General features: G+C 71.5%; 25 protein-coding genes and 2 pseudogenes. 10 read left to right on the forward strand and 17 right to left on the reverse strand.

Translation table 11 applies throughout. The annotated features are described in order from the left end of the window. Positions 1-11 precede the first annotated feature (11 nt). Positions 12-1,025 carry a zinc-binding dehydrogenase gene (locus GXP76_RS07760; protein ID WP_242570684.1) on the reverse strand — a complete coding sequence of 338 codons (1,014 nt, stop codon included), beginning with the start codon at positions 1,023-1,025 and terminating at the stop codon, positions 12-14. A 134-nt stretch (positions 1,026-1,159) separates the two neighbouring features. Between GXP76_RS07760 and GXP76_RS07765 the strand changes: the two genes are divergently transcribed. Next, positions 1,160-2,878, forward strand: a complete 1,719-nt coding sequence (locus tag GXP76_RS07765; protein ID WP_242570714.1) for an IlvD/Edd family dehydratase — start codon at positions 1,160-1,162, stop codon at positions 2,876-2,878. Between the two features lie 43 nt (positions 2,879-2,921). Here the strand turns inward: GXP76_RS07765 and GXP76_RS07770 are convergent, their stop codons facing one another. Beyond that, complete coding sequence (locus tag GXP76_RS07770) at positions 2,922-3,902, reverse strand: YihY/virulence factor BrkB family protein (protein WP_242570685.1); 981 nt, start codon at positions 3,900-3,902, stop codon at positions 2,922-2,924. Between the two features lie 133 nt (positions 3,903-4,035). Between GXP76_RS07770 and GXP76_RS07775 the strand changes: the two genes are divergently transcribed. After that, on the forward strand, positions 4,036-4,458 hold the full coding sequence (locus tag GXP76_RS07775; RefSeq protein ID WP_242570686.1) for a cold shock domain-containing protein: 423 nt from the start codon (positions 4,036-4,038) through the stop codon (positions 4,456-4,458). A gap of 60 nt (positions 4,459-4,518) precedes the next feature. On the opposite strand, the gene efeU is transcribed toward GXP76_RS07775, so the two are convergent. From efeU to efeO, 3 genes are read right to left on the reverse strand one after another with little or no spacing between them, the layout of a single operon-like run. Further along, positions 4,519-5,385, reverse strand: a complete 867-nt coding sequence (efeU, locus tag GXP76_RS07780; RefSeq protein ID WP_242570687.1) for an iron uptake transporter permease EfeU — start codon at positions 5,383-5,385, stop codon at positions 4,519-4,521. A gap of 34 nt (positions 5,386-5,419) precedes the next feature. Next, positions 5,420-6,772, reverse strand: coding sequence for an iron uptake transporter deferrochelatase/peroxidase subunit (efeB, locus tag GXP76_RS07785; protein WP_242570688.1), 1,353 nt, complete (start codon positions 6,770-6,772; stop codon positions 5,420-5,422). A gap of 10 nt (positions 6,773-6,782) precedes the next feature. Further along, positions 6,783-7,931 carry an iron uptake system protein EfeO gene (gene efeO / locus GXP76_RS07790; RefSeq protein ID WP_242570689.1) on the reverse strand — a complete coding sequence of 383 codons (1,149 nt, stop codon included), beginning with the start codon at positions 7,929-7,931 and terminating at the stop codon, positions 6,783-6,785. 213 nt (positions 7,932-8,144) lie between these two features. Between efeO and GXP76_RS07795 the strand changes: the two genes are divergently transcribed. Both GXP76_RS07795 and GXP76_RS07800 read left to right on the forward strand, forming a co-directional pair. Further along, the gene (locus GXP76_RS07795) at positions 8,145-8,564 is read left to right on the forward strand and encodes a molybdopterin-binding protein (RefSeq protein ID WP_242570690.1); all 420 of its coding nucleotides are present in this window, start codon (positions 8,145-8,147) and stop codon (positions 8,562-8,564) included. A gap of 136 nt (positions 8,565-8,700) precedes the next feature. Further along, entirely contained in the window at positions 8,701-9,177 is a 477-nt protein-coding gene (locus GXP76_RS07800) for a VOC family protein (RefSeq protein WP_242570691.1), read from the forward strand. A gap of 124 nt (positions 9,178-9,301) precedes the next feature. Here the strand turns inward: GXP76_RS07800 and GXP76_RS07805 are convergent, their stop codons facing one another. Continuing rightward, positions 9,302-10,000, reverse strand: a complete 699-nt coding sequence (locus tag GXP76_RS07805) for an HAD family phosphatase (protein WP_242570692.1) — start codon at positions 9,998-10,000, stop codon at positions 9,302-9,304. Between the two features lie 146 nt (positions 10,001-10,146). Between GXP76_RS07805 and GXP76_RS07810 the strand changes: the two genes are divergently transcribed. Then, positions 10,147-10,440, forward strand: coding sequence for a putative quinol monooxygenase (locus GXP76_RS07810; protein WP_242570693.1), 294 nt, complete (start codon positions 10,147-10,149; stop codon positions 10,438-10,440). Here the strand turns inward: GXP76_RS07810 and GXP76_RS07815 are convergent. Next, a complete protein-coding gene (locus GXP76_RS07815) occupies positions 10,432-11,112 on the reverse strand; it encodes a TetR/AcrR family transcriptional regulator (RefSeq protein ID WP_242570694.1) in 681 nt (226 codons plus the stop codon). The two genes, GXP76_RS07810 and GXP76_RS07815, sit on opposite strands and share 9 nt — an antisense overlap. Before the next feature lie 128 nt (positions 11,113-11,240). On the opposite strand from GXP76_RS07815, the gene GXP76_RS07820 reads away from it, so the two are divergent. Together GXP76_RS07820 and GXP76_RS07825 are read left to right on the forward strand one after the other, a co-directional pair. Further along, the gene (locus GXP76_RS07820; RefSeq protein ID WP_242570695.1) at positions 11,241-12,170 is read left to right on the forward strand and encodes an SDR family oxidoreductase; all 930 of its coding nucleotides are present in this window, start codon (positions 11,241-11,243) and stop codon (positions 12,168-12,170) included. A 267-nt stretch (positions 12,171-12,437) separates the two neighbouring features. Next, positions 12,438-13,469, forward strand: coding sequence for a lactonase family protein (locus tag GXP76_RS07825; RefSeq protein WP_242570715.1), 1,032 nt, complete (start codon positions 12,438-12,440; stop codon positions 13,467-13,469). Positions 13,470-13,551: 82 nt separating this feature from the next. On the opposite strand, the gene GXP76_RS07830 is transcribed toward GXP76_RS07825, so the two are convergent. Together GXP76_RS07830 and GXP76_RS07835 are read right to left on the reverse strand one after the other, a co-directional pair. Continuing rightward, positions 13,552-14,472 (reverse strand): sirohydrochlorin chelatase, encoded by a 921-nt coding sequence (locus tag GXP76_RS07830; protein ID WP_242570696.1) that lies wholly within the window; start codon positions 14,470-14,472, stop codon positions 13,552-13,554. Positions 14,473-14,567: 95 nt separating this feature from the next. After that, positions 14,568-15,545, reverse strand: a complete 978-nt coding sequence (locus tag GXP76_RS07835; protein WP_242570697.1) for a BadF/BadG/BcrA/BcrD ATPase family protein — start codon at positions 15,543-15,545, stop codon at positions 14,568-14,570. Between the two features lie 253 nt (positions 15,546-15,798). On the opposite strand from GXP76_RS07835, the gene GXP76_RS07840 reads away from it, so the two are divergent. Beyond that, entirely contained in the window at positions 15,799-16,476 is a 678-nt protein-coding gene (locus GXP76_RS07840; RefSeq protein WP_242570698.1) for a uracil-DNA glycosylase, read from the forward strand. 26 nt (positions 16,477-16,502) lie between these two features. Here GXP76_RS07840 and GXP76_RS07845 read toward each other — a convergent pair whose 3' ends face one another. Further along, positions 16,503-17,912 (reverse strand): FAD-dependent oxidoreductase, encoded by a 1,410-nt coding sequence (locus GXP76_RS07845; RefSeq protein WP_242570699.1) that lies wholly within the window; start codon positions 17,910-17,912, stop codon positions 16,503-16,505. A 202-nt stretch (positions 17,913-18,114) separates the two neighbouring features. Here GXP76_RS07845 and GXP76_RS07850 point away from each other — a divergent pair, with 202 nt between their 5' ends. Next, entirely contained in the window at positions 18,115-18,819 is a 705-nt protein-coding gene (locus GXP76_RS07850) for a DUF6214 family protein (protein WP_242570700.1), read from the forward strand. A 48-nt stretch (positions 18,820-18,867) separates the two neighbouring features. Here GXP76_RS07850 and GXP76_RS07855 read toward each other — a convergent pair whose 3' ends face one another. Further along, positions 18,868-19,542 (reverse strand): DUF305 domain-containing protein, encoded by a 675-nt coding sequence (locus GXP76_RS07855; RefSeq protein ID WP_242570701.1) that lies wholly within the window; start codon positions 19,540-19,542, stop codon positions 18,868-18,870. Positions 19,543-19,731: 189 nt separating this feature from the next. On the opposite strand from GXP76_RS07855, the gene GXP76_RS07860 reads away from it, so the two are divergent. Continuing rightward, entirely contained in the window at positions 19,732-21,231 is a 1,500-nt protein-coding gene (locus GXP76_RS07860; protein WP_242570702.1) for an LVIVD repeat-containing protein, read from the forward strand. Here the strand turns inward: GXP76_RS07860 and GXP76_RS07865 are convergent. From GXP76_RS07865 to GXP76_RS07890, 6 genes and pseudogenes are all read right to left on the reverse strand, one after another. Continuing rightward, a pseudogene (locus tag GXP76_RS07865) lies at positions 21,207-21,897 on the reverse strand (TetR/AcrR family transcriptional regulator). The gene GXP76_RS07860 and the pseudogene GXP76_RS07865 sit on opposite strands and share 25 nt — an antisense overlap. Before the next feature lie 224 nt (positions 21,898-22,121). Next, complete coding sequence (locus GXP76_RS07870; protein WP_242570704.1) at positions 22,122-23,468, reverse strand: M14 family metallopeptidase; 1,347 nt, start codon at positions 23,466-23,468, stop codon at positions 22,122-22,124. Positions 23,469-23,940: 472 nt separating this feature from the next. Further along, entirely contained in the window at positions 23,941-24,636 is a 696-nt protein-coding gene (locus GXP76_RS07875) for an HAD family hydrolase (RefSeq protein ID WP_242570705.1), read from the reverse strand. A gap of 19 nt (positions 24,637-24,655) precedes the next feature. Beyond that, entirely contained in the window at positions 24,656-25,360 is a 705-nt protein-coding gene (locus GXP76_RS07880; RefSeq protein ID WP_374360132.1) for a phosphatase PAP2 family protein, read from the reverse strand. 33 nt (positions 25,361-25,393) lie between these two features. Then, positions 25,394-26,329: a M56 family metallopeptidase gene (locus GXP76_RS07885; protein ID WP_242570707.1), complete on the reverse strand. Its 936-nt coding sequence runs from the start codon at positions 26,327-26,329 to the stop codon at positions 25,394-25,396. A gap of 102 nt (positions 26,330-26,431) precedes the next feature. Next, a pseudogene (locus GXP76_RS07890) lies at positions 26,432-26,629 on the reverse strand (DUF5134 domain-containing protein); the annotation flags it as partial.

Consider the following 26,629-nt stretch of genomic DNA (forward strand, 5'->3'; position numbering starts at 1 on the left):
GTACGCTCCGCTCAGAGCCGGGGATCCACATGGATCTTGGGCCCCCGACCGGCCCCCTCGGGCCGTACCCCCGCCAGCACCGGCGCCAGCGACTCCAGCGCCACGGTGCGCGCGACCAGCGGCCTGGGATCGACCGCGCCCGACGCGTAGTGCCCGATCGTCCGGGCGAGGGCGGGTGACGCGCTCAGCACACCCACGGCGGTGACGTCCTTCAGCGCCAGCGCGCGAGTGTCGATCCGGCTGGCCGCACTCGCCAGCCCGATGTACACGACCCGCTTCCCGGGCTCGACCAACTCCAGTGCCCGCGCCGGAAGATGCGCCGCATTCGACGCGTCGATCACCGCGTCGAAGGGCAGATCGGGGAGCCCGTCGGCGGTCCACGCGCCGTGCGCCCCCACCGAGCGGGCGAAGTCCAGGGACTCCTCCGTCAGCCCCTGTACGTGGACTTCCGCGCCCCGCGCCAGCGCGAACCGCGCCGCGAGCAGCCCGATCGCGCCGGGACCGAGCACCAGCAGCCGGTCGCCGGGGGACAGCGCGGCGGCCTCGACGGCGCGCAGCGCGTTGCCACCCGGCTCGACCAGGGCCCCGGCCGTCGCGTCCACACTGTCCGGCAGGGCGTGCAGCGAGGAGACGGGCACGGCGACCCGCTCGGCGAGCGCCCCCGGCCGGCCGTGCCGGATGCCCAACTCGTAACGGTCCTCGCAGACATGGTGCAGCCCGCCCAGGCACCGCCGGCAGCGACCGCAGCCGAGCATGGTGTCCCCGGTGGTGCGCCGCCCCAGCCAGCCGCTGTCGACGCCCTCGCCCACGGCGGACACGGTGCCGCACCACTCGTGGCCGATACGCATCGGATACGAGGCGTGGCCGTCGTGCAGATAACTCATCTCGCCGGTGTAGAACTCGATGTCGGTGCCGCAGACACCGACCCGCTCGACGTCCACGACGACCTCACCCGGCCCGGCGACGGGCGGTTCGACGTCCTGAACCGCGCACCGGCCCGGCCCGGTGATGACGAAAGCACGCAACGACGACCTCCTGACGGGGTGGCCGGACGGGCGGGCGCGCCCACCGGCGCGCTCTTTCCCGGTACGGCCCGGGGAAGTTAGGGTGCCAGCCGAGTCGCCCGTAAGTAAGCCACGGCCCAGGGGGTGTCTTTCCGATCAGCCCGGAGCAGCGCAGTTCTCAGTGGTACGCGGGAACGGACCGCAACGCCTACATCCACCGGGCCTGGATGCGGCGGGGTCTGCCCGCCCACGCCTTCGACGGCCGCCCGCACATCGCGATCGCCAACACCGCGTCCGACCTGACACCGTGCAACGCCCACCTCGGTGAAGTCGCCGAGAGCGTCAAGCAGGGCATCTGGGAGGCCGGCGGCGTCCCGATGAACCTCCCGGTCGTCTCCCTCGGCGAGACGCTGGTCAGGCCGACGGCCATGCTGTGGCGGAACATGGCGGCGATGGCCACCGAGGAGATGCTGCGGGCCAACCCCATCGACGGAGTGGTGCTCCTCGGCGGCTGCGACAAGACCATCCCGTCCCTCCTGATGGCGGCGGCGTCCGTCGATCTGCCCGCCGTCGTGGTTCCCGGCGGCCCCATGCTGACGGGCACGTTCCGCGGCAAACCGCTCGGCTGCGGTACCGACGTGTGGAAGCTCAGCGAAGAGGTGCGGGCGGGGACGCTCTCCGAGGAGGACTTCCTGCGGTCCGAGTCCTCGATGATCCGCAGCCGCGGGCACTGCAACACGATGGGGACCGCGTCGACCATGGCGTGCGTCGCGGAGGCACTGGGCACCACCGTCCCCGGCGTCGCGGGCATCCCCGCCCCGGACAGCCGGCTGCTGGAGAGCGCCCACGGCACGGGACGGCTCGTCGTGGAGATGGTCGCCGACGGCCGCCGGCCCAGCACCACCCTGACCAAGGGGTCCTTCCTCAACGCGATCGTCGCCCTGGCCGCCGTCGGCGGCTCGACCAACGCCGTCGTCCATCTCCTCGCCATCGCCGGGCGCCTCGGCATCGACCTCACGCTCGACGACTTCGACCGCACCGGGGGCGGAGTGCCGCTGCTGGTCGACCTCCAGCCCGCCGGACGGCACCTCATGGAGGACTTCCACCGGGCCGGCGGACTGCTCGCCGTCCTCAACGAGGTCCGCGACCTGCTCGATCCGCGGGCGCTCACCGTCACCGGCAGGCCCCTGGTCGACCACCTGGACGGGGCCCGGATCTGGGACGACTCCGTCATCCACCGGCGTGAGGAGCCGTTGCGGGCGGACGCCGGGATCGCCGTGCTCCGCGGGAACCTGGCCCCGTCCGGCGCCGTCATCAAGCCCGCCGCCGCCTCGCCCGAGCTGCTGAACCACCGGGGCCGGGCCGTCGTCTTCGACAGCATCGAGGACATGCACGCCCGTATCGACGACCCCGGTCTCGACGTCGACGCGACATCGGTGCTCGTACTCCGTGGCTGCGGCCCCAAGGGCTACCCGGGCATGCCCGAGGTCGCGAACCTGCCGCTGCCCACCAAACTGCTGGAGCGGGGTGTCCGCGACATGGTGCGGATCTGCGACGGCCGCATGAGCGGCACCGCGTACGGCACCGTCGTCCTGCATGTCGCGCCCGAGGCCGCGGCGGGCGGCCCGCTGGGACTCGTGCGTACGGGCGACTGGATCGAGCTGGACGTCGCCGGGCGCCGACTGGACGTCGACGTGCCCGCGGACGAACTCGAACTGCGGCGCCCGGCCCAGGAGATGACCGGCGCCTTCGCCGCACCCGCGCGCGGCTGGGAACGTCTCTATGTCGACCATGTCATGCAGGCCGACACCGGTGTCGACCTCGACTTCCTCGTCGGGTCGAGCGGCCACGAGGTGTCGCGCGAATCGCACTGAGCGCGCCTGGCGCCGCGCGCACGGCTGGGCGCCGGGTGAGACCTCAGACGTGATCCGGGTCGCCGCCGTGGCCGGGGTCGGGGTGCACGGGGTCGTGCTGTCCGGCCCGCGCCGACTCCAGCTGCGCGGCCAGCGACAGACCGAGGAAGAGCGAGATGCCCGCCAGATTCGACCAGAGCAGCAGCGCGACGAACGCCGTCAGCGGCCCGTACACCGAGCCGAACGACCCGCTGAACCCGACGTAGAGCGTGAGCAGCCACGTGGCGCCGACCCACAGCAGCAGATGCACGGCGGAGCCGAACGCCAGCCACGTATAACCCGGCTGATCACGGCGCGGAGCCCGGCGGAACAGGACGGCCGAGGCCAGCCACGTCAGCAGGACGCCCACCGGAATCCGCAGCAGCCCCCAGGCATCCTGCGCCGATTCACCCCACCCGAACGTCTCCGCGAGCGCGCTGCCGACGGCCTTGCCGCCGACCAGGACGAGAAACCCGCCGATCAGCGGGAGCCCGGCCGCGACCACGAGTACGAGTGCCCGCGCGTACTTGGCGAGGAACGGGCGGTCCCGCTCCACCCCGTAGATTCGGTTCGCGCCGCGCTCGATCTGCGCCATGGCCGACGCGAGATTGAGCGTCGCGAACGCGAGACCGAGCCAGACGGCCAGCTCACCCCCGGGACCGGAACCCGCCCCCTCCTCGGTGCGGCCCAGCGAGGTCCGGATCAGCTCCGCGCTGGGACCGGGTGCTATTCGGGTCAGCGTCAACTCGACGACCCGGCCCACACTCTCCGTATGCAGGGACGTCGCGACGCCGACCAGCGCGATGCTGAACGGCACCAGTGCCAGGACGAACTGGAAGGCCAGCGCCCTGGCGAAGCTGAACCCGTCCGCGTAACGGAACCGCAGGAACGCGTCGGTCAGCAGCTTGCGCCCGCCGTACGTGCGCAGCGCCGCCCACGCCTCGTCGCCCGAGAGCTCCTCCCCGATCATGTCCCGGGTCTGCGGTACCCGCACCACCGTGCCCATCGTGCCCCCGACTCGTGTTGATCTACTGGCGACGGATTCTCCCAGGCGGGAGGATGTGAGAGGTTGCTCGGGGGTCGGTGTGGATCCCCGCAGGGGCAACCGAGGTAGAGGTAAGGCCGTGGAGGTAGGGGCTGTGCTGCATGTAGGGCGAGTGCTGAGGTTCGACGAGGTTCGCGGATACGGGTTCATCGTCCCCAGTGAGGGGGACGAGGACGTGTTCATGCACGCCAATGATCTGCTGGACGAGAAGTACCAGTACAAGGCGGGCAGCGAGGTCGAGTACTTCCTGGAGGTGGGGGACAAGGGTCCCAAGGCGTCACAGATCAGACTGGTGCACGCACCCGCGCCGCAGTCGCAGCGGGGCGGGTCCGGCGGGGGCCAGGGGCAGGTGGACCCGCACGGCGAGTACTCGGACGTGCTGTCCCCGGTGGAGCTCCGCAACGAGCTCACCGAGGCGCTGCTCCAGGCCGACGGGACGCTGACCGGCGACCAGATCAAGCGCGTGCGTACGTCGGTGATCGAGCTGGCGCGCACGCACGGCTGGCTCGAATCCTGACAGCGGTGGTGGGCGGGCTCCCCGCCCACCACCGGGCGGGCCCTCCCGCACTCCGCCCCGCTACGCGTTCGAGGCCGTCGGGGGCGTCGCGGGAGCGGGCCGCCCCGCCTTCCCCTGTCCCGCCTCTCCCCGGCGGGGCGCCAGGAAGAAGATCATCGTCGGGACCAGATACAGCGCCCACACCGTCACCTGGACGACGGTCGGATCGGGCTGGAAGTTGAATACACCCTTCAGCAGGGTGCCGTACCAGCTGTCCGGCGGGACGGTGCCGGTGATGTCGAACGCCTTGGTCCGCAGGCCGCCGACGAAGCGCGCCTCCTGGAGGTCGTGCACCCCGTACGCGAGGACGCCCGCCGCCACGACCACCAGCATCGAACCGGTCCAGGTGAAGAACTTCGCCAGGTTGATCCGCAGCGCGCCCCGGTAGAACAGCCAGCCGAGCACGATCGCGGTGGCGATCCCCAGCAGTACGCCGACGAGCGGCCCCGCCCTGCCCTCGCCGCCGGCCCGCACCGACGCCCACACGAACAGTGCGGTCTCCAGCCCCTCCCGGCCCACCGCCAGCAGCGCTGTCGCGACCAGCGCGCCCGTACCCATGCGCAGCGCCGCGTCGAGCCTGCCGTGCAGATCGCTCCTCAGATGCCGCGCGGTACGCCGCATCCAGAAGATCATCCAGGTCACCAGGCCCACGGAGACGATCGACAGCGAGCCGCCGAGCAGCTCCTGCGCCTCGAACGTCAGCTCCTGGGAGCCGAATTCGAGCGCGGCGCCGAAGGCCAGCGAGACGGTGCACGCGATACCGATGCCGGCCCACACGGGCCGCAGCGCGTCACGGCGGTCGGTCTTGACCAGGTACGCCACGAGGATGCAGACGACCAGGCTGGCCTCCAGCCCCTCGCGCAGGCCGATCAGATAGTTGCCGAGCATGCCGGCCGTCCTTCCGCCGATGTCACTGTGCGCGTCACGAGAACAGCTCCCGTCCCCACCAGTCGTCCCTGTCCCGGACGCCCGGCGGCACGGCGAAGACCGCCGAACCCACGTGCTGGATGTACTCGTTGAGCGCGTCCGCGCGCGACAGGCTCCGCTGCACGGGGATGAACGCCTCACGCACGTCGTGCTGGTACGCGAGGAAGAACAGGCCCGCGTCGAGGCGGCCGAGCCCGTCGGTGCCGTCCGTGTAGGAGTAACCGCGGCGCAGCATCCGGGCCCCGCCGTTGGAGTCGGGGTGCGCGAGACGTACGTGCGACGTCGGCAGCATCGACTTGAGGAACGGTTCGTCGTGCTCCCCGGCCTTGCCGACCGCCGCGCCCTCGCCCTTGTCCCGTCCGAAGACGTCCTCCTGCTCCTGGAGGGAGGTACGGTCCCAGGACTCGATCCGCATGGCGATCCGGCGGGCCACGAGATAGGAGCCGCCGGCCATCCAGTCGGGACCGGCCTTGGGGGACACCCACACATGCCGGTCGAGAGCCGCGTCGTCGGTGCCCGCGACATTGCGGGTGCCGTCCTTGAAGCCGAAGAGATTGCGCGGAGTCTGCGCCTCGGGCGTGGTCGACGAGGTCTTGCCGAAGCCGAGCTGCGACCAGCGGATCGCGGTCCGGCCGAAGCCGATGCGGGCGAGATTGCGGATCGCGTGCACCGCGACCTGCGGATCGTCGGCGCAGGCCTGCACACACAGATCGCCGCCGCTGCGCGCCGGGTCGAGGTTGTCACCGGGGAACTTCGGCAGGTCCACCAGGGCCTCGGGCCTGCGGCCCGCCAGGCCGAACCGGTCCTCGCTGCCTGTGCCGTCGCCGCTGTCCGCCGTGAACAGCGACGGCCCGAAGCCGATGGTGAGCGTCAGCCGGGACGGTTTGAGGCCGACCGCCTCACCCGTGTCGTCCGGTGGCGCTTCCGGCAGTCCGCCGAACGCGCCCTCACCGACCGGCCGCCCCGCGGTCATCAGCGCGGCGGCGGCGGTCCACTCCTTGAGGAGCCGGACCAGCCCGGCCCGGTCCCCGGTCGTCACGTCGAAGGCCGCGAAATGCAGCCGGTCGGGGACGGCCGTGGCGATGCCGGCCTGGTGCGCGCCGTGGAAGGGGACGGCGGACCCGGCGGGCTCCGTCCCGTCCGTGCCGCGCAGCGCGACGGCCGCTCCGCCGGCCACGGCGGCGCCGAGCGCGAGCCCCGCACCGCCCCAGCCGATCACCGAACGGCGGGACGGCGCACGGCCGCCGGCCGCCGTCGTGCCCCCGGCTGTCGTCGCGCCCTCGGCCGCCGTCGTCGCGCGGGCCTCCGAGCCGTCGGCCGGCCCTTTGGAATCGGTCTCTCCGGTCATGGCGGCGGCGCTACTTCACGACCGCGGCGGCGAGCTTCGACAGCGGCTCGGCCAGCGCGTTCACCGCGTCGGACAGCTCCTTGCGCTCCGGCTCGCCGACCTTGTCGTACGACGTGAACACGTAACTCGTCCTGTCCTGACGGTACGTGTCGAGCAGCGTGTTCAACGCGGCGAACCGGGTGTCCAGTTCGGCGGTCAGCGCCGCGTCGTTCTTCGACGCCACCGGCTTCAGCAGCACGTACGACTTCTCGGCGCCTTCGACGTTGGCCTTGAAGTCGACCAGGTCGGTGTGGCTGTACCGCTCCTCCTCGCCGGTGACCTTGCCGGCGGCGACCTCGTCGAGCAGTTCCTTGGCGCCGTTCGCCATCGACGTCGGTGTGATCTCCGCCGTACCGACCTTCTTCCGCCAGACGGTCAGGTCCGTGATCAGCAGATCGGCGAGTTCCTTGTCGCGGGGGGTGATCTTCTTGTCCTGCCACAGGGCCTTCTCCAGGCGGTGCCAGCCGGTCCAGTCCTTCTCCAGGTCCTGGCCCTCTTCGAGACCGTCCTCGCGCAGATCGACCTTCGGGTCGATGTCGCCGAAGGACTCCGCCACCGGCTCCGTGCGCTCCCAGCCGATACGGGAGTCCGCGTACGCCTTCTTCGCGGCCTCGATGTCACCGGCCTTCACGGCCTCGGCGAACACCTTCGCCTTCGGCAGCGTCTCCTCGGCCTGCTCCAGCGTGTACTGGCGGTAGGCGGCGACCGCGGTGTCCAGCTCGGGGTCGCGCTTCGCGGTCTTTCCGCCGCCGGTGGCCTTGACCTGCTGCCGGATGCCCTTGCCCTTCATACCCGGCTTGCAGGCGATCTCGTAGTCGCCGGCCTTGATCTCGGCGGTGATGTTCGCCTTGGTGCCCGCCCCGATGTTCTCGCGCTCGGTGACGATCCGGTCGTCGGGGAACAGCACGTACACCTCGGTCACCTTGGAGCCCTTGTTCTCGACGGCCAGCTGGAGGTGACCGGCGGGGAACTCCTTCCTGGACACCTCGCAGGAGGTGTCGGTGGCCGTGACCTGTATCGCCCCGTCACCTCCGGCCTCGCTCTTCTCGGCGCACGCGGTGACGGCGGTGAGGGCCGCGACCGTCGCGAGGGCGGTGAGGGCGAGTCGGGCGGGGTGCATACGAGCTCCAGCGGCTGAGGACGGTGTTCGTCGTGGCCCCGGGTGTGAGGCGAGCCTAAGTTAGCTGAGCCTTACTCATAAGAAAACCGACCAAATCGCAAGATACTTGAGTCAATGGGTCGCTCGCCTTTGCTCATCCTTTTGAATGGCTTCACCTCAGTCCGCCCGATTGCTCCAGTCCACGCCCCCCACCAGCGAGAGGTCGAACCACGCATGCAGCTGACCATCCGCAATCAGTTCGCCGGCACCGTCACCGCCGTCACCCCCGACGAGGTCATGGCGACGGTCGGGGTGCGTCTGTCCGGCGGGCAGGACGTCACCGCCGCCGTCACCCTGGAGGGCGTGCACGAACTCGGCATCGAGGTGGGCACGGCGGTACATGTACTGGCCAAGGCGACCGAGGTGTCCCTGGCGACCGGACCGGTCGAGGGGCTGAGCATCCGCAACCGCCTCGCCGGCACGCTCACCGAGATCGTTCTCGGCGCCGCTCTCGCCAACGTCAAGGTGGCCGTGGACGGCGCCGAGCTGACGGCCGTCGTCACCAAGGAGGCCGTGGAGGAGCTCGGGCTCACCCCCGGAACCGGTGTCACCGCGCTGATCAAGTCGACGGAGATCGCCCTCGCCACCGCGTGAGCCGCGGTCCGCTGTGCGGCGTGCTGCCTCCGGCGCCTGTCTCCCGCTCTTCCGTCTCCCTCTGCGATGAGTTCCGGCCGGTGCGACAGTCGGAAGGGGGAGAGGCGCAGCAAGCCGCAGACACCGGGAGACAGTGATGCCGAAGACCACGCCCAACCTCTGGTTCGACACCCAGGCCGAGGAAGCCGCCGAGTTCTACGTCGGGATCTTCCCGAACTCCAGGATCACGGCCATCACCCACTACGGCGAGGCCGGACCCGGCAAGGCCGGCACGGTGCTGACCGTGGAGTACGAGCTCGACGGCCAGACCTACATCGGCATCAACGGCGGCCCGCAGTTCACCTTCGACGAGGCCATCTCGTTCCTGATCGAGTGCGCCGACCAGGAGGAGATCGACTACTACTGGTCGAAGCTGACCGAGGGCGGCGAGGAGGGTCCCTGCGGCTGGCTGAAGGACAAGTACGGACTGTCCTGGCAGGTCGCGCCGACCGGAATGACCGAGCTGCTGAACGGGCCGGACCCGGAGCGCGGTCAGCGGGCGATGAAGGCCATGTTCGGGATGAAGAAGATCGACATCGCCGGACTGGAGGCCGCCGCCGACGGAACCGGCTGATACCCGCGCCGGCGGACCGGACCCGGCGGAGATCGTCGAGCGGCCGGCCGCCGGTTCGCTCTGCCGTCGGCCGGCCGGGAACGCGCGGCCCGCGAGGAGCCGGCTCCCGGGCCGGAAGCCGTGGTTACCGGTCGGTCCCGCCGAGCCAGGCGTCGGCCGCCCGCGCGGTGAACTCGCTCTGCCCGCCCGCGAAGAGCAGCTCCGCCCCGTGGAACGCCGGATCGCCGGCCGTGCCCGGCACGTACGGCACGGCCACGCACCGCATGCCCGCCGCGCGCGCCGCCGCCACACCCGGCGCCGCGTCCTCCAGCACCACACAGTCGACCGGGTCCGCGCCCAGGCGCCGCGCGGCCTCCAGGAACACATCGGGCGCGGGTTTGCCGTGCGCGACCTCGTCGGCCGAGACGACGAGGGTGAAGTAGGGGGCCAGCCCCGTGCTGTCGAGCACGGCCTCGATGGCTGCACGGGACGAGCCCGACGCCACGGCCATGGGCACCCCTCGTTCGTGCAGCCGCTCCACGAACTTCCGCATCTCCGGGAAGACCTCGGTCGAGGCCCGCGCCAGCTCCAGGTAGAAGCGGTCCTTCGCGATCAGCAGTTCGTCGACCGGCGCGCCGATCCCGTACTCCGCGCGCAGCGACTCCAGCGTCTCCCTGGTGCTGATGCCGATGTACCGGGTGTGGTGCTCCCAGCTGAAGTCGGGCACACCGTGCCGGGCGAGCAGCCGCCGCCCGGCCTCGTAGTAGTTCGGCTCGCTGTCCACGAGGGTGCCGTCGAGATCGAAGATGACGCGGGGAACGGAGTGGGTACGCGTGGTGCTCATGGCTCCCAGCATGCCAAGACCCACCGCGGGCCGCGCCGGGGCGGCCGGCGCGGCCCCCGCCGTACACGGCCGGGTCCGCGCGCGCGAGAATGCGAGCGGTCCAGGCACCGCTCGCGCGAGATCCCCGGATACCACGGAGGCCCGACATGCTGATCGTCGCAGGCAAGGGATACGTCGATCCGGACAGCCGTGAGGCGTTCCTCGCGGGCTTCGAGGCGGCCCAGACGCGGGCGCGGTCCGAACCCGGCTGTCTCGACTACGTGGTGGCCGCCGACCCCGTCGAGCCGGGACGCGTGAACGTGTACGAGCGGTGGGAGTCACGGGAGCACCTGGCGGCTCATCTGGCCAGGACGGCACGGGAGTCACAGCCGTCCCCGGTCGTTCTCAGCATGGAGATCAGGCAGTACGAGATCGGCGCCTCGCGCCCGCTCTCACCCTGAGGCGCGTGCCAGCAGCCCGGAGAGCACGACCTCCAGCACCTCCCGCAGCGTCGCCGTGAACTCGATCCGCATGACCGCCAGCGACGGGTCCGCCGCGTAGGCCGCGAGCATCGCCGCCGACGGCTGGGTGTGTGTCCATATCGAGCCCGTCGTCATGACGCAGAGGGCGGCGAACCGCAGCGCGTCGTGCTCGCCGAGTTCGGGCACCCGGGCCCGTACCGAGCCGGCCAGCGTGCCGACGTTCGCGATCGCCGCGCGTTTGTACTCGGCCGCGACGGCCGGCGAGACATTGCGCTCCAGGACCGCCGCCTGCGAACTGGTCAGGTCGCACAGCACCGGGCGGTCCGCCAGCGAGTCCGCGACCACGGCGGCCACCCGGTCGCCGCGCTCGGACAGTGGGGCGCCGGAGTCGACGCCCGAGGCGAGCGCGTCCTCCAGATGCTCCAGCCACTCCCGGCTCGCCACGTCGAGCAGTTCGAGGAGTACGGCCTCCCGGGACTCGAAGTAGCGCAGGACGTTCGACTTCGCCAGCCCGACCCGCCGGCTCAGTTCGTTGAGGCTCACCTGTGCCACCGGCATCTCGGTCAGCATCGAGGCCGTCGTGTCGAGGATCGCCTGGCGGCGCTGGGCGCGCTGCTCCTCATTGCGTGCGCGCTGGAAGGTGTGTGCCATGACACGAGTCTACAGACCTGCGGTCTGTTGTTATCGGACCGGCGGTCTGCTAGCTTCGGAAGCGCAAGAGACCGACGGTCTTCTATGGCCGCCGTCCACCGTCTCCGCATGTCACCCAAGGAGTCGTCATGTACACCGTCCCCGACCAGACCGGTAGGTACGCCGTCGTCACCGGAGCCAACAGCGGCACCGGCAAGGAGGCCGTCCGGCGTCTCGCCGACGCCGGGGCGCACGTCGTCATGGCCGTCCGTACGCCTCCCAAGGGCGAGCGGGCCCGCGACGAGATCCTGGCGCGGCACCCGCACGCCCGCCTCGACGTACGCCGCGTCGACCTCGCCGACCTGGCGTCCGTCAAGGAGTTCGCCGACGGGCTCGTCGCCGACGGCACCCCGCTCGACCTGCTGCTCAACAACGCCGGAGTGATGTCCCCGCCCTCCCGGCTGGAGACGGTCGACGGCTTCGAGCTCCAGATGGGCAGCAACTTCCTCGGCCCGTTCGCCCTGACCGTACGGCTCCTTCCGCTCCTGCTCGCCGCCGAATCCCCGCGCGTGGCGACCATGAGCAGCGGCACCGCCAACTACGGCGGGATCGACTTCGCCGACCTCCAGTGGCGGACCCGGCGCTACAGCCCGAACCGCTCCTACGCGCAGTCCAAGCTGGCCGACCTCATCCTCGCCAGGCAGCTCGCCCGTATCTCCGCCGAGCGCGGGTGGAACCTGCTGAGCACCGCCGCGCACCCCGGCTACACCCGCACCAACCTCCAGACGGCGGGCGCGAGCCTCGGCACCGGCAGGATGACCGTCACACGCCTGCTCACCAAGATCGATTTCCTGCCCTCGCAGGGAGTGGAGCAGGGCACCGAACCCCTGCTGTACGCGGCGACCAGCCCCGACGCGGTGGCCGCCGGCTACTACGGCCCCGGCGGGCGCTTCGGCCTCGTCGGCCCCACCAGCACCGCACGCACGACCCGCAGGGCGCTCGACGACGCGCTCAACGCGCGCCTGTGGGCGGAGGCCGAACGTCTCACCGGCGTCGCGCTCCCCACGCACGCCGTCTGAGCGGCGATGTGCTTCCGGCTCGCTCAAAAGGGTGAACCCACCGCCGGGGTGGGTAGTTCAGGCCGCAGTGCCCGACACGGCCAGTTGGTCTAGACCGCCTGCTACCGTCGGCCGAAGGACAGAGCCGCGGGCGGGGCCACAGACGCCGCGCGCGCACGCACCGGGCGATCGAGCGACAGGGGACAGCCAGTGGACGGCACGAGCGACGGGCGGACCGGCGGACGGACGGCGGGGCCGGCGCCGGAACGGAGCGGACAGCGGGCCTTCATCGGGTCGTTCACCTCGGCGGGAGGTCGCGGCATCATCGCCGCCACCGTGGACACGGACACCGGCGCCCTCACGGAATCCGGCGCCACCGACGCCCTGGCCGACCCCTCCTACCTGGCGCTCGCGCCCGACGGCTCGGTGCTCTACGCCGTCTCCGAGGGCGAGGAGGGGGCGGCAGCCGCTTTCGAGGTCACGCCCCGCGCGTCCGGCGGCACGTCCGCACCACGCCTGATGGGCGAGCCGGTGCCGGTCCGCGGATCGGGCCCCACCCATCTCGCCCTCGCCGCCGGGCACGTGGTCACCGCGAACTACGGTTCCGGCAGCGTCACCGTCCTGCCCGTCCGAGCCGACGGCACCCTCGGCGCCGCCGCCGCGATCCTCCGGCACGAGGGCACCGGACCCCACCCCGACCGGCAGGAGGGCCCGCACGCCCACCAGGTGCTGCCCGACCCCGGCGGACGCTGGCTGCTCGCCGTCGACCTGGGCACCGACTCCGTACGGACGAGCGCCGTCGACCCCGGCAGCGGCGACATCACACCGCACGGGGAGACCGTGCTGCGGCCCGGCACCGGGCCGCGCCATCTCGCCTTCCACCCGGCGGGCACCCACGCGTACGTGCTCAACGAACTGGAGCCGACAGTCACGGTCTGCCGCTGGGACGCCGACAAGGGCGCGCTGGAGCCGGTCGGCGAGGCACCCGTCCTGCCGGAGGGCGCCGAGGAGGGGAGCTACGCCTCGGAGATCGTCGTCTCGCACGACGGCGGGTACCTCTGGGCCGCCGTACGCGGGCACGACAGCATCGCCGTCCTGAGGCTCGACGAGAGCCGCGAGAGGCCCGTTCTGGTCACCACCGTGCACTGCGGCGGACGCTGGCCCCGTGACCTCGCCCTGGATCCGGCGGGACGCAGGCTCTACGTGGCGAACGAGCGCTCCGGGGACGTGACCTGGTTCGACGTCGATCCGGCGAGCGGTGTGCCGTCCCGTGCGGGCTCGTTCGAGGCGCCCGCAGCCTCCTGCGTGATCTTCGGCTGAGCCCGCTCACGCGCCAGGCCCGGCCGGTCACGGGTCGGGCCGGACGGGCCGACAGCCCGTCCGGCGCCCGAGGCCGGACCGCTCAGTGCGCGGGTGTGCCCTGTGTCTGGGCCGAGATGCCCAGCGCGCTCGTGTACTGCGACAGCACCAGCTTGCCGACGGCCGGGTACGCGCCGAGAGGCTCGGACGCGGCGCAGTCGGCCTCCTTGAGCGCGACGTCGAGCAGGCCCGCGGGCAGCTCGGGTCCGATCAGGTACGGCGCGAGCGCGAGCTGCGTCGAACCGGAGCCGCGCAGCTGCTCGGCGATGGCCGCGACCGCGCCCTCGTCGTCGAGCGCCGCCGCCATCACCGGCACGGCGAGGCGCGCGGCCAGCAGCATGCCGGTGATTCCGGCGGCCTGGACGGCCTCGTCGCCGCCCACCGTGGCGAGGATGATGCCGTCGGCGGCCGTGGCGACCGTGAAGAGCCTCGCCCGGTCGGCGCGGGCCAGACCGGCCTCCGACAGACGCACGTGCAGCGCCTCGGCGAGCAGCGGGTGCGGACCGAGGACATCGGTCATCTCCGCCACGGCCTTGCTGTCCACAACGGCCTGACGTATGCGCCTGACCAGGGAGTTGTCGGGACCCGCGAGCAGCGGCACGACAACCGCCGAGATGCCCTCGGGCTCGTCGACCTCACGGCCCGCGGCCTTCGCCAGCTCGTAGCGCTCGACACGCTGCTCGGCGGTGTGGGCCAGGACGGTGCCCAGTGCGGGGTACTCGTCGTCGTCGCCGTCCAGATAACCGATCCGGGCATCGAGGCCCGGCAGTTCGGAGCGGGCGATGCTGACGACCTCCTCGCCGAGGCTCCGCACCTCGGGGCTCGGGTCGCCCGGCATGGCCAGCACCAGCGCGGGCGCGCCCTCGGGCGCCGCCACCGGCTCGGGACGACGGTGCCGACCCGACTGTCGAGGTCGGGGCATTCGTACAGGCAGGCCGGGTGCCGGCCCAGTGGGGGAGCTCATGGCGCCGAATGCTACTGGTTTTGTGGGGTCGGCTGTTCGGGGAGGGTCCGGTCGTGTGTCATCTGTCCATATTTTTTCGATATGTTGCTTACTGTTTATTCGTCCTGCTCTGTCGGGACGGTCAACAGTCGCCCGTCGCGCGGCAGTCGAAGCGATCCGGCCGCGAGCGCCGCCGCGATCCGGAGTGAGCCCGTCAGCGGATCGCCCTCGGCCGAGACCGTCCGGGCTCCCGGCAGCCGGTCGGCCAACTCGGTGCGCAGCGGTACGAGCAGGGGGTCACCCATTTTGAACAGCCCACCCGTCAGGGCGACTTCACACCCCTCCACCTGAGGGCACACCGCGACGGCCGCGTCCGCCACCTGCTTCGCGGCCTCGCCGAGGATCGCCGCGGCCACCGGGTCGTGGGGTGCGCAGCGGGCCACCTCGGGGGCGAAGGAGGCGAGTACGGCGGGCCGGTCGGTACGCGGATAGACGAGCCCCGGCATCTCCGGCGCGGGGCCGAACACGGCTTCCATCCGGGACAGCAGTGCGGCCGAACCGCCGCGCCGCCCGTCGTACGCGCGCATCGCCGCTTCCAGTCCCGCCCGGCCGATCCAGGCACCGCCGCCGCAGTCGCCCAGGAGGTGTCCCCAGCCGTCCGCGCGATGCCAGGTGACCAGATCGGTGCCGAGCGCGATCATGCCCGTACCGGCGGCGACGACGGCGCCCGGCCGCTGGCCGAGGGCCCCCGCGTAGGCGGTGACGGCGTCGGCGGCGAGCGCCAGCCGCCGTACGCCCAAAGCGCTTTCCAGGGCGGCGGGCAGCTCCGCGCGGAGCCCGTCGCCGAGCGTCGCCATGCCGGCGGCGCCGATCGCCACGGCCGCCGGTGCCTGCGCGCCCGCCCGCGCGAGAAGCGTCTCCACGGCGGGCAGCAACTGCTCCAGCAGATGAGCGGGGTCGATGCCCGAAGTGCCGGTGCGGACCGGCTCCGTCGACGTCGCGGTGCCGATCGTCCGGACCGTGGCTCCGTCCGCCGACCCGAGGGCGATCCGCAGACCGGACCCGCCCGAGTCCACGCCGAGGACAGCACTCACGGAAGCCGCCGGTCGAGGGGCCGGGCGCCTGTCCGGACGGGGAGCTCGTCGGCGCGGCCGAGCGGACGCGAGCCCAGGAAGCCCCGGTGTGCGACGGTAACTGGACGCATCGAGCTCCCCTCCTTCCTGCCGAACAGTCACGGGAGCTGTTCGAACGGCCTGACGATCTCGACGATGAGGAAGACTAGCGCCTCGTAGGGGTGACCCCGTTCGAGGAACTTCCCCTCCCGGTAACCCAGTAGAGTGATCGTTCGTGGCACCACGACCCTTGCACGAGCTTGTCGAACCCGGATGGGCGCGAGCTCTCGAACCAGTAGCTGAACGCGTCGGCGCCATGGGGGACTTCCTCCGGGCAGAGATCGCCGCCGGCCGGACGTACCTGCCCGCCGGCCCGAACGTGCTCCGCGCCTTTCAGCAGCCCTTCGACGACGTCCGAGTCCTGATCGTCGGACAGGATCCGTACCCCACACCGGGAATGGCCATCGGGCTCAGCTTCGCCGTGGCCCCCGAGGTGCGTAATCTCCCGGGCAGCCTGGAGAACATCTTCCTGGAGATGCATCGCGACATCGGTACGCCGAGGCCCTCCAACGGTGACCTGACCCCTTGGGCGCGGCAGGGCGTGTTGCTGCTCAACAGGGCGCTCACGACGGCCCCGCGCAAGCCCGCCGCGCACCGGGGCAAGGGCTGGGAGGAGGTGACGGAGCAGGCGATCCGGGCACTGGTCGCGCGGAACAAACCGCTGGTGTCGATCCTGTGGGGCCGTGACGCGCGCAATCTGCGGCCGCTGCTCGGGGACCTCCCGGCGATCGAATCCGCACACCCCTCCCCGATGTCGGCGGACCGCGGCTTCTTCGGCTCGCGGCCGTTCAGCCGGGCGAACGACCTCCTCACCGGGCAAGGCGCCCAGCCGGTGGACTGGCGACTGCCCTGAAGTCGCCGGCCGCAGTGCGGGAGCCGCTACCCGGGAGGCGGCCCGTCCGCCCCGCGTGCGGCGGCCAGCAGGCCCTCCCAGTCCGGGATCTTCACCGTCCGTCGCCCCAGTGACGCGCCGAGCGCCGCCTCCGCGTCCTCGATCGCCAGCCAGCCAGGCCACTCGACCGGACGGTGCCCGGCCGCCCGGAGCACGTCCAGCGGGTCCGCCGCGATCCGGCGCCCGGCGAGCCTCGGGGCGTCCGCGAGCAGCGAGACGACCGTCTCCTTCGCGCAGGCGCGGTTGGTGCCGATCACCCCCGTCGGGCCGCGTTTGATCCAGCCCGCCACGTACTCGCCGGGGGAGGCCACCGCGTCCCGCAGCACCCGTCCGGCCAGCTGCGGCACCGTGCCCGACGTCTCGTCGAAGGGCAGCCCCGCGATCGGCACCCCCCGGTAGCCGACCGCCCGCAGTACGAGCCCCGCCTCGATCTCCTCGTGGACACCCGTGCCGCGCACCGCGCCCGACTCGTCCGGCGCGGTGCGCTCGAACCGTACGGCCGTCACTCGTCCGCCGGTCCCGAGCAGCTCCACCGGGCGCAGGAAGAACCGCAGGTGGATACGGCGCGCCCGGCCCTGGTCGGGCATCGCGGCCCAGCCGCGCACGACCTCGACGTTGCGCCGGTTCACGGCGGCGAGCGGGTGGGCGGACGGTGCCGAAGCCCGCCCCTGCCCGGCCGTGTCCGTGGCCGGAACGGGGGCGTACGCCGGGTCGAGCGCCAGATCGGCGGGCTCCACCCGTACCTCGGCCGAGGGCAGCGCGCCCAGTTCGCGCAGCTCCTTGGTGGTGAACTTCGCCTGCGACGGACCTCGTCTGCCCACCATGTGCACGTCCCGGACCGCGCTCCCGGACAGTGCGCCGAGCGCCGGGTGCGGCACGTCCGTCGGCCGGAAGTCCTCCGCGCCACGTGCCAGGACGCGCGCCACGTCGACGGCGACGTTGCCCACGCCGATCACCACGACCGAGCGCGTGCCGAGCCCGAAGCCGGCGGGCGCGGCGTCGGGGTGCGCGCTGTACCAGGAGACGAAGTCGGTGGCGGAGTGGCTGCCCGCCAGTTCCTCGCCGGGGATGCCGAGCCGGCGGTCCCGGGCGGCCCCGACGCAGTACACGACCGCGTGGTAGAGACCCAGCAGCCGCTCGGGTGTGAGGCCGTGCGCGCCGATCTCCACATTGCCGAGGAACCGGACGCGGTCGTGCTCCAGCACCGAACGCAGCGTGTTCTGGAGTGACTTGATCTTCTCGTGGTCCGGCGCGACGCCGTAGCGCACGAGTCCGTACGGGGCGGGGAGCCGGTCCAGGACATCCACGAGGATGCCGGGGACCAGCGGCTGCTGGACGAGGGCCTGGGCGGTGTAGACCCCGCTGGGGCCCGATCCGACGACGGCGATGCGCAGCACGGCGCACTCCTTCCGGCGAGAGGCTTCCCAGCATGGCACCGGATGGTGGAGCCGGGGAGGAGCGGCGCCGTCGCCTCTTGAAGAAGCGCTGCCGGTGGCGGTACGGCAGTGCGCTGACCGAGTGCGATGCGCGCCGGGGCGTGTGTACCACGGCGATAAGGGAGAATTGCCTGATTAAGTGGTGAATGTGTCAGAACTTGAGATGACTTCCGCCGGTGAGCCCGCGATGCCCGTCTGGCCCCAGTGGGAGGTGCAGGGGTATGGAACCGTCAGCTGTGACACGCCGCCCGGCGGGCGCTGCGAACTGCCGGCCGGCGAACTGGTCCCGCCGTGGGTCGACATCCGGCTGACATTCGCCGACGGGGCCCGCGTCGATGTCCTGGCCGTCCTGCGGGACGGCGTGATCGCGGTCGAGGAGGCGCAGGCCGACCCGCCCCTGCCGCTGGACGATCTCACCGAGCTGGGTGCCTGGATCGAGGCGCCGCTCGCGTACGCCTGCGGGGTGGTGGCGGGACAGCACCAGGTGGAGGCCGCGCGGCTCACCGACGGTGACGGGACGGCGGGTCCGGCGGCCGGCGCCCCCTCGCGTCGTACACGGGAGACGGCCGTCGCCGTGGTGGCGGAGGACGAGGGGTACGAGTACGAGGGCGGCTCCCCGGACAGCGGCGTACGGCTTCCTCAGGAGGAGCCCGCGTCCGTCGGCCGGCACCGCGCCGACGACTCCGCTTCGTCCGACCGCGCGGACCGGCGTGGCGTGGCCGCGACGTACCGCAGGGCGCAGCAGTTGGGCCAGGACCCGGTCCTCGTGGTGATGTGCGCGACGGGGTACGGGCGGCGCAAGTCGCTCAGTCTGATCGCGAGTGCCCGCGACGACGGCTATCTGACTCCGCGTCACCGCCGCCGCTGACGGCCGGCGCGCCCGTACCCGCGCCCGGAGCCGTCCGCCGGACGCGTGCTACAGCGAGCGCATCCGGTTGATCTCGGACGTCTGCTGCGCGATCACATCGCTCGCCATCTCTTCGAGCTGGACGTTGTTGCCCGCCGAGAGGGCGTCGGTCGCCATCGTGACCGCGCCCTGGTGGTGCGTGATCATGAGGCTGATGAAGAGCTCGTCGAACGCCTTGCCCTTCGCGGCGCGCAGCTTCGCGAGCTGGGCCTCGGTGGCCATGCCCGGCATGTCCATCGCGCCGTGGTCGTGGCCGCCCTCCTTCTTCGCCTTCTCCTCGCCGCCGTTGAGCTTCAGCCAGCCCTCCATGGCGCCGATCTCCGGCTTCTGCGACGCGTTGATGCGCTCGGCCAGCCGCTTCACCTGGCCCGATCCGGCGCGGTCCGGGGCGAGGTCGGTCATCACCAGCGCCTGGCTGTGATGCGTGATCATCATCGTCGCGTACCCGAAGTCCGCCGAGTTGGGCGTGTTGTCCGGGAGTTCCTTCGCCGCCTCCTCCGGGGAGAGCGTCCTGGACTTCTCGCCGGGCTTGCCCGGAGCGACGATCCCCGTGGCCCCGCTCTTCGTCTCGCTCTTCGCGGCGTCGTCCCCCGAGTCGCAGGCGCCCAGGGCGAGTAGGGCGACGACGGCCGCGGCGGCCACGACGGGCCGGAGGGCACGCGGACTCCTGGTCCGGATCAACACGGTGACCTCCTGGGGCGCTTGACGTGTATCAGGCATCTGGTTAGGCACTTTCCTAACACGCTTACGGACGCGAGTGATCGAAAACTTTCATTACATCTCGGTTTCCATCTGTTGTGATGTACATGAGAAGGACGATACTGCCGAGATCCGTAAGCCGTTCAACTGGGAACGGATACAAGGGAGGACGCAGTGACTTCGTTGCACACCACGCGCGTGCGGCGTAGACGTCTGGGCGTGGCAGCAGCCGCTGCCGCCGGGCTCTTCGCCACACTGCTGGCCGCCGGACCGGCGGTCGCCACACCCGACCCCGGGGACAAGCCGGCCAAGGAGGAGACCTCCAAGAGCCAGCAGGCCGAGGCCAAGAAGGCCATCGAGAACAACGACATACCCGGTGTGGACGAGATCATCCACAGCGACAACATGAGCCATGTCGCCAACGTCCCCAAGGACCACCTCAAAGGGACCAACTCGGACATAGCCTTCCAGGGGAAGTACGCCTTCTCCGGCAACTACGACGGCTTCCGGATCTTCGACATCAGCAAGCCGTCGAAGCCGAAGACCGTCGCGCAGGTCCTGTGCCCCGGTGGCCAGAACGACATCTCCGTCTCGGGCGACCTGCTCTTCCTGTCGACGGACGCCTCACGGAGTGACAACTCCTGCTCCAGCGTCTCGCAGCCGGCGACGGAGAAGTCCTCCTGGGAGGGCATGAAGATCTTCGACATCAGCGACAAGCGCAACCCCGAGTACGTCGCCGCCGTCGAGACCGCGTGTGGCTCCCACACGCACACCCTCGTGCCGGAGCGCAAGAACGTGTACGTGTACGTCTCCTCGTACTCGCCCAGCACCGCGTTCCCGGACTGCCAGCCGCCGCACGACGGCATCAGCATCATCAAGGTGCCCCGCAAGGCGCCCGAGCAGTCGAAGATCGTCGACTTCCCGATCCTCTTCCCGGACGGCGGCAACCCCGGCGCGCCGACCAACCCGGGCGTCTCGGCGACCACCGGCTGCCACGACATCACGGTGCTCCCGTCCAAGGACGTCGCCGCCGGTGCCTGCATGGGTGACGGCATCCTGTTCGACATCGAGGACCCGGAGAAGCCGCGGGTCATCGACCGCGTCCAGGACAACGTCAACTTCGCCTTCTGGCACTCGGCCACCTTCAACCAGCGCGCCAACAAGATCGTCTTCACTGACGAGCTCGGCGGCGGCGGCGCGGCCACCTGCAACGAGGAGATCGGCCCGAAGCGCGGCGCCGACGGCATCTACGACATCCTCGGCAAGGGCGACAAGCGGACGCTGAAGTTCAAGAGCTACTTCAAGATCGACCGTCCGCAGGCGGACGCCGAGGTGTGCGTGGCGCACAACGGATCGCTGATCCCGGTCAAGGGCAAGGACATCATGGTCCAGGCCTGGTACCAGGGCGGCATCTCGGTCTGGGACTTCACCGACTCCTCGAAGCCGAAGGAGATCGGCTACTTCGAGCGCGGCCCGGTCACCCTCGACCAGGTCACCACGGCCGGCCCGTGGTCGGCGTACTACTACAACGGCTACATCTACTCGAACGACATCGCCAAGGGTCTGGACGTCATCAAGATCGACGACCGCCGGACGGACGAGGCGAAGAAGGTGAAGATGGACGAGCTCAACGTCCAGACGCAGCCTGACTACTTCGAGGACTTCCGCAACTGACCGGAGCGGCCGGCCGCTGAGGCGGCCGGCCGGACAGGTGGGGTCATTTCAGACGCCCCGCCGGGCGGGCTCCCCGCCCGGCGGGACGGCGTACGCCGGGTCCAGGCCGAAGCGGTGGAACAGCTCGTCCCGCAGGCTGGCCAGCGGCATCGCCGCCCCCGGCAGCAGAATCGCGAACACCGCGCCCATCATCAGCGCGCGCAGCAGCGGATAGTCGCTGTCCACGTCCGCCGACCCGTACCGCACCATCGTCTCGCGCAGCAGCTCCGCGAGCCGCTGCTGCTCCGGGCACTGGACGAAGCCCTCGGCCTGGAGGATCCCGGCCATATGGGCACGCATCACCACCGGGTGGTCGACCGTGAGACCGAGTACGGCGTCGATGGCGCGCGCCAGCAGCTCCCGGCCGTCGTCGGTACGGGGCTCACGCTCCAGCGCCGCCTGCAGGGTGCGGTGCATCAGCCGGTGCACGGCCGACTGGAACATCGGGCGCTTTCCGGGGAAGTAGTACGAGACCAGCCCGCGCGCCGCTCCCGCCCGGTCGGCGATGTCGGCCAGCGTCGTTCCGTCGAAGCCCCGCTCCTCGACCAGCTCCACGGTGGCCTGCAGAAGCCGTTCGCGGGAACGCCGGCGAAGTTCTTCATTGACCGATGGGCTCCGCGGGGACATGCTGGACTCCTGCGTTGACTGGCTCTTAGCCAGTATACTCGGCACGTCCTCGCGGACCGGCCTCCGGGCCTGGTCGGCGTGGGTGAGGGCTGTCTGTCTTGGGCGACGCGGGGGATCGTCCAAGACAGACAGCCCTGCTTTGTTGAAGGCGCCTCCCCGCTACGGCGCCGGAGCCCGCCGCCCGGGCCGTGACCACCCGCTCGCCCGGAGACGGTGACGGTGTGTCAGGCCGCGCAGTACTGGGACTCCTTGCCGATCGACCGGTACATGCAGTCCGCGTTCTCCAGGAGTTGGAGCACCGCGTCCTTGTTGCGGCTCGTCTCGCGCTCGATCACCTCGTCGGGCGGGTAGAAACCGCCGCCGCCGGCGCTGCCCGGATACATCTCGAAGGTGTACGCGAAGATCTTCTGGTTCCCCCACAGCCAGTCGTCGATCGACCCGTCCGTGATGTAGAGGTCGCTCGCCTGCTCCGCGGTGTAACCGTTGCTCGCGGCCATCTTCCCGCCGACCGCGGCGAAGGCGTTCCGGTCGTCGATCGTCATGCCGGGAGCGGTGTCGGCCCGCGTGTAGCCGTACGGCCACAGCACCAGCTCGCTGTAGGTGTGGAAGTCGATGGCCGCCTTGAGCTGCTGCTTGCCGCCGACGACCCGGCTGCGCGCGAAGTCCGCGACCACCTTGACCTCGGGGGCGGACTCGGCACGCGGGCCGCGGTACGTCTCCGAGCCGGGGGTGCCGGACGAACCGCCGCAACAGCCCCACTGGAAGGCCCAGTTGCGGTTGAGGTCCGTACCGATGGCCGAGGAGCCGGAGTTGGGCTGCCGGTTCAGGCGCCAGCTCCGGTAGGAACCGGTCGCGATGTCGTACTCGCCGCCGTCCGGGTTGACGTCCGGGACGATCCAGATCTCCCGGTTGTTCACGGCGCTGGTGATCCGTGAGTCGGTGCCGTAGCCGTTGCCCAGCTCGCGGATCAGATACAGCGCCATCTCGACGGTGAGGTGCTCGCGGGCGTGCTGGTGGTGCGTGAACAGCACCTCGGGCTCGTTCTCGTCCGTCGCCACGTTGTCGCTGATCTTGACCGCGATGATGTCGCGGCCCTGGTAGCTCTTGCCGATGACGCGCTTGCTGATGAGGTTGGGATGGGCCGCGATCCGCTGGTTGATCTCGGCGTTCATCTCGGCGTAGTTGTGATAGCGCGAGTCGGCCGAGGGGAAGTCGAAGGGTTCGGCGGCCTTGCCGTTCGTCCTGGCGGGCGGCCCGGGCAGTACGTCGAGCCGGTAGCCCTGCGCGCGCAAGAGCCGCGCCTGGCCGGCGGTGGCGCTGACGACCGTCGAGTCCTCACCCGCCTCGTCCACCGATACGCCGGTGGAGGCCAGGGCGGTACGGGCCACGACATCGGCCACGCCGGGTATCTCGTACTGCCGGACGCGCTCGTCGGCGGCCACGGGGGACTCGGGCGCGCCCTTCGGATCCGGGGGCGCCGCCTCGGCCGTGAAGGGGACGGCCACGGCGAGTGCCAGCATGGCCGCGAGGGTGGCGGCCTTCCATCTGGCCTCGCGTACGCGAAGTCGCATGTTGTCTCCTGGATGGGGAGTCGTGTGGGGGGCTCGGTCGCCGCACATGGCGTGTGGCGGCGGGTTGTCCGCGCACATCGTGGAGCGCTGACATGATCAGGTCAAGTGGCGAACTTCGGCCATCCGGACCGGTACCCGCGCATCGCTCATGGGCCGGGGAGTGGAGCGGTTCCGGCAGATGTCCGGCGGGGGAGGCGTCAACAGGGGCGGACGGACTCCCGGTGCCGGCGCCGCTCCCGGCCCCTGTCGCGCCCTCCGGGGCGGATCCGACGCCAACTCCCTGGGCGGCGGCGGAAGCGGGCGTACAGCGGCGAGCAGCACGCCGTACGCCCGCACGTACCCGCCCGGTGACGGCCGCCGCCTCGCCGGTACGGCGCCCGGACCGATCCGGCGGCCGTCGCCGTCGAGCGGCGGGCGGGGACACCACCCACGCCGGGTGCAACGGCCGCCGTTCCGGGGCCCGGTGGGGTTCTCAGCGCGTGAGGGTCAGCACGGGCCGCAGGCCCGCCGGGCGCTCCTCCACCGGCAGATGGTCGACGAAGTGCACGGCGCAGCCCAGTTCGGCCGCTCCGCCGTCCGCCTCCCGGTCGTCCCCGACCATCAGCACGTCGCGCGGATCCTGTCCGATGGCCTCGCAGGCCGCGCCGAAGAGCCGTACGTCCGGCTTCTGGACGCCGTGTTCGTACGACAGCACATAGGCGTCCACGAAGTCGTCCACGCCGTGGGCCCGGAAGACCGGGCGCAGGTCCCAGCCGATGTTGCTGATCACGCCGACGCCGATGCCCTCGCGCTTGAGGGTGCCGAGCACCTCCGCGGTGTCGGCGTAGGGCCGCCAGGCGTCAGGCGTCCGGTGACGCTCGTAGAGCGCGTCGTACAGCCGCGGGTCCGGGAGCGCGACCTGCCTGGCCAGACCCGTGTACGCGGCCCTGTGCAGCTCGGCGCTCTCGTCGCGTGTGGCCCACAGCCCGGCCAGTTCCGGCGGCACCTCCTGCGGCGAGGGCCCGCCGGGCAGCGCCCCCGCCACGGCGAGCTGGACCGCGTACCGCCGGACTTCGGCGGGCGGCACGGGAACGCTCAATTCGTCGAGTGCGGACCGGAGCCAGGAGCCGGCCGATTCGATGCGGAACAGAGTCCCTGAGAAGTCGAAAAGCACACCCTTGATCTTCATGGACCCGATCCTTGCCGGGTCACCGCCACCGGGACAAGGCCCGTCCTCCGTACGTGGCGACGGACAGGGCCACAAGACACGCCCCGAACAGCCAGCCGGCCACCACGTCCGAACTCCAGTGCACCCCCAGCCAGACCCGGGTGAACCCGGCGCCGAGGGCCGACACCACGCCCACCACCAGCGTGACACGCCACAGCACGCCGCTCACCCCGTGCCGTCGCAGCAGCCACAGGAGCATCCCGACGGTGACGGTCGCTGTCATCGCGTGGCCCGAGGGGAACGCCGCGAAATGCGCCGAGTCGACCGGGTCCGGCCAGCTGGGGCGCTCGCGCCCGACGGCGGATTTCAGGCACTGCGACACCAGGGCGCCCACCAGGCTCGTCACCGCGACCCAGCAGGCCAGGAGCCGCTCGTGGCGGAACCAGAGGACGAAGAAGGCGACGGCGGTCAGCAGGCGCATCGTCCACGGGTCCCACACCCAGTCCGTGAGGATCCGGTTCGCGTGCGTGAGCCCCGGCTCGGCGACCGCCCACCGGTGCAGATCCACCGAGACGGTCCGGTCCAGGGAGATCAGCGGGTTCCACTCGGCGGCGACGAGCACCAGCAGGATCAGGGAGGCCACGCCGAGCACCGCGCCGACGCGGGCCGGTGTCATGGTTCCGTGCGGTGAGGAAGGTGCCGGCGAGGCCGGCCGTGGCGCCGGGGGCACCGCGGGGGATTGCATGGGGTGGTCCTTAACGACGGAGGGCCCGCAAAGCTATCCCAGTGCGCGTAGTGCCGGGATGAAGGCCACCACGAGCGGAACGGCGGGCACCAGCGCCGCGGCGGCCGTGAGCCGCAGCCGGCGGGCCGCGGTCAGCCGGGGGAGCGGTGTCAGCAGCCGGTCCACCCGGCGCGGCAACTCGCCGTCCGGGGTCGGGCAGGGGCCGAACACCCCGCGGTCCTCGTTCAGTTCGACCAGGGCGAGCGCGATCGTCAGCCGGCCGAAACGGCGTGAGGCGACATCGTCGGCGGCCAGTTCGACCAGGCGGTGCATCTCGGCCTGGAACGCGGCGAAGACCGGTACCTGCGGGAACCCGTTGGCCAGCGCCGACGAGCAGTGCAGCAGCCAGTCGTGCCGGGCGCGGGCGTGACCCTGCTCATGGGCCAGTACGGCATCGAGCTGGCGGCCCTTGAGCCGTCGCAAGGCGGCCGTGGTGATGACGAGTTGGGGTGCGGCGCCCGGCAGCCACCAGGCGCCCGGACGCTCACCCTCCAGGACGACCAGCGGGCCGCCGCCGGACTCCTCACCGGGCAACAGCGGTGAACGGACGAGCAGTTCGGTACGGCGCCGCTTGCGGCGCGTGTGCGCCCGGTGGATCTCCCGCGTGAGCATGGCGCCCGTCCACACCCCGCCGGCCGCCAGGAGCACGGCCAGCGCCGCCGACCACGGGCGGTGCGCGCCGAGCGCGTACGCCTCGACGACCCCGCTCGGCGCGGGTGCGAAGACATGCCCGCGTACGGCCAGCCAGGCCGCCGCCGCGCTGAACGTCATGGCGAGCGCGAAGCACAGCAGCACGGCGGCGACGACGCACTGCCAGACCCAGAGGGCCACCACCGGCTCGCGCTCGGGCCATTCGGCGCGGGCCAGCAGTCGCGGGGCGACCACGGCGGCCAGCGCACCGAGCGTCAGCAGCACGAGGGAGACCATCATGGTCGTCAGTTTATGAGTGCGGTGCCGCTCATAGGGCCGGCCGCGGGCGTCAAGTGACGCAGGACACGGTCGACGTACGGTGTCGCACGTGACGCACGGGTGTCAGAGCGTGAGCAGCATCGCCAGCATCGCGATGCCCATGGACAGCCGGCAGGCCAGCGCCAGCTCGGGCCGGTCCTCGCAGCGACCGGTGACCGCCCGCGTCACCGCGCCCGTCCCGGTCCCCGTGTCCGTCACGACCCCTGTCGGTGCCCCCGCCGTCCGGACGCCCCCCGGCGCGCCGCCGACCACACCACCCGC

The organism is Streptomyces sp. NP-1717 (genome assembly GCF_022695985.1).
In the GTDB taxonomy this organism is placed as follows: Bacteria; Actinomycetota; Actinomycetes; order Streptomycetales; family Streptomycetaceae; genus Streptomyces.

Coding starts and splice junctions, on each gene's coding strand:
- GXP76_RS07770 (WP_242570685.1), bottom strand. CDS start 3,902: ATGGGCACGGTGGTGCGGGTACCGCAGACCCGGGACATGATCGGGGAG.
- efeU (WP_242570687.1), bottom strand. CDS start 5,385: ATGCTCGGCAACTATCTGATCGGCCTGCGCGAGGGGCTGGAGGCCAGC.
- efeB (WP_242570688.1), bottom strand. CDS start 6,772: ATGACCGGAGAGACCGATTCCAAAGGGCCGGCCGACGGCTCGGAGGCC.
- efeO (WP_242570689.1), bottom strand. CDS start 7,931: ATGCACCCCGCCCGACTCGCCCTCACCGCCCTCGCGACGGTCGCGGCC.
- GXP76_RS07795 (WP_242570690.1), top strand. CDS start 8,145: ATGCAGCTGACCATCCGCAATCAGTTCGCCGGCACCGTCACCGCCGTC.
- GXP76_RS07800 (WP_242570691.1), top strand. CDS start 8,701: ATGCCGAAGACCACGCCCAACCTCTGGTTCGACACCCAGGCCGAGGAA.
- GXP76_RS07805 (WP_242570692.1), bottom strand. CDS start 10,000: ATGAGCACCACGCGTACCCACTCCGTTCCCCGCGTCATCTTCGATCTC.
- GXP76_RS07810 (WP_242570693.1), top strand. CDS start 10,147: ATGCTGATCGTCGCAGGCAAGGGATACGTCGATCCGGACAGCCGTGAG.
- GXP76_RS07815 (WP_242570694.1), bottom strand. CDS start 11,112: ATGGCACACACCTTCCAGCGCGCACGCAATGAGGAGCAGCGCGCCCAG.
- GXP76_RS07820 (WP_242570695.1), top strand. CDS start 11,241: ATGTACACCGTCCCCGACCAGACCGGTAGGTACGCCGTCGTCACCGGA.
- GXP76_RS07830 (WP_242570696.1), bottom strand. CDS start 14,472: ATGAGCTCCCCCACTGGGCCGGCACCCGGCCTGCCTGTACGAATGCCC.
- GXP76_RS07850 (WP_242570700.1), top strand. CDS start 18,115: ATGACTTCCGCCGGTGAGCCCGCGATGCCCGTCTGGCCCCAGTGGGAG.
- GXP76_RS07870 (WP_242570704.1), bottom strand. CDS start 23,468: ATGCGACTTCGCGTACGCGAGGCCAGATGGAAGGCCGCCACCCTCGCG.
- GXP76_RS07875 (WP_242570705.1), bottom strand. CDS start 24,636: ATGAAGATCAAGGGTGTGCTTTTCGACTTCTCAGGGACTCTGTTCCGC.
- GXP76_RS07880 (WP_374360132.1), bottom strand. CDS start 25,360: ATGCAATCCCCCGCGGTGCCCCCGGCGCCACGGCCGGCCTCGCCGGCA.
- GXP76_RS07885 (WP_242570707.1), bottom strand. CDS start 26,329: ATGATGGTCTCCCTCGTGCTGCTGACGCTCGGTGCGCTGGCCGCCGTG.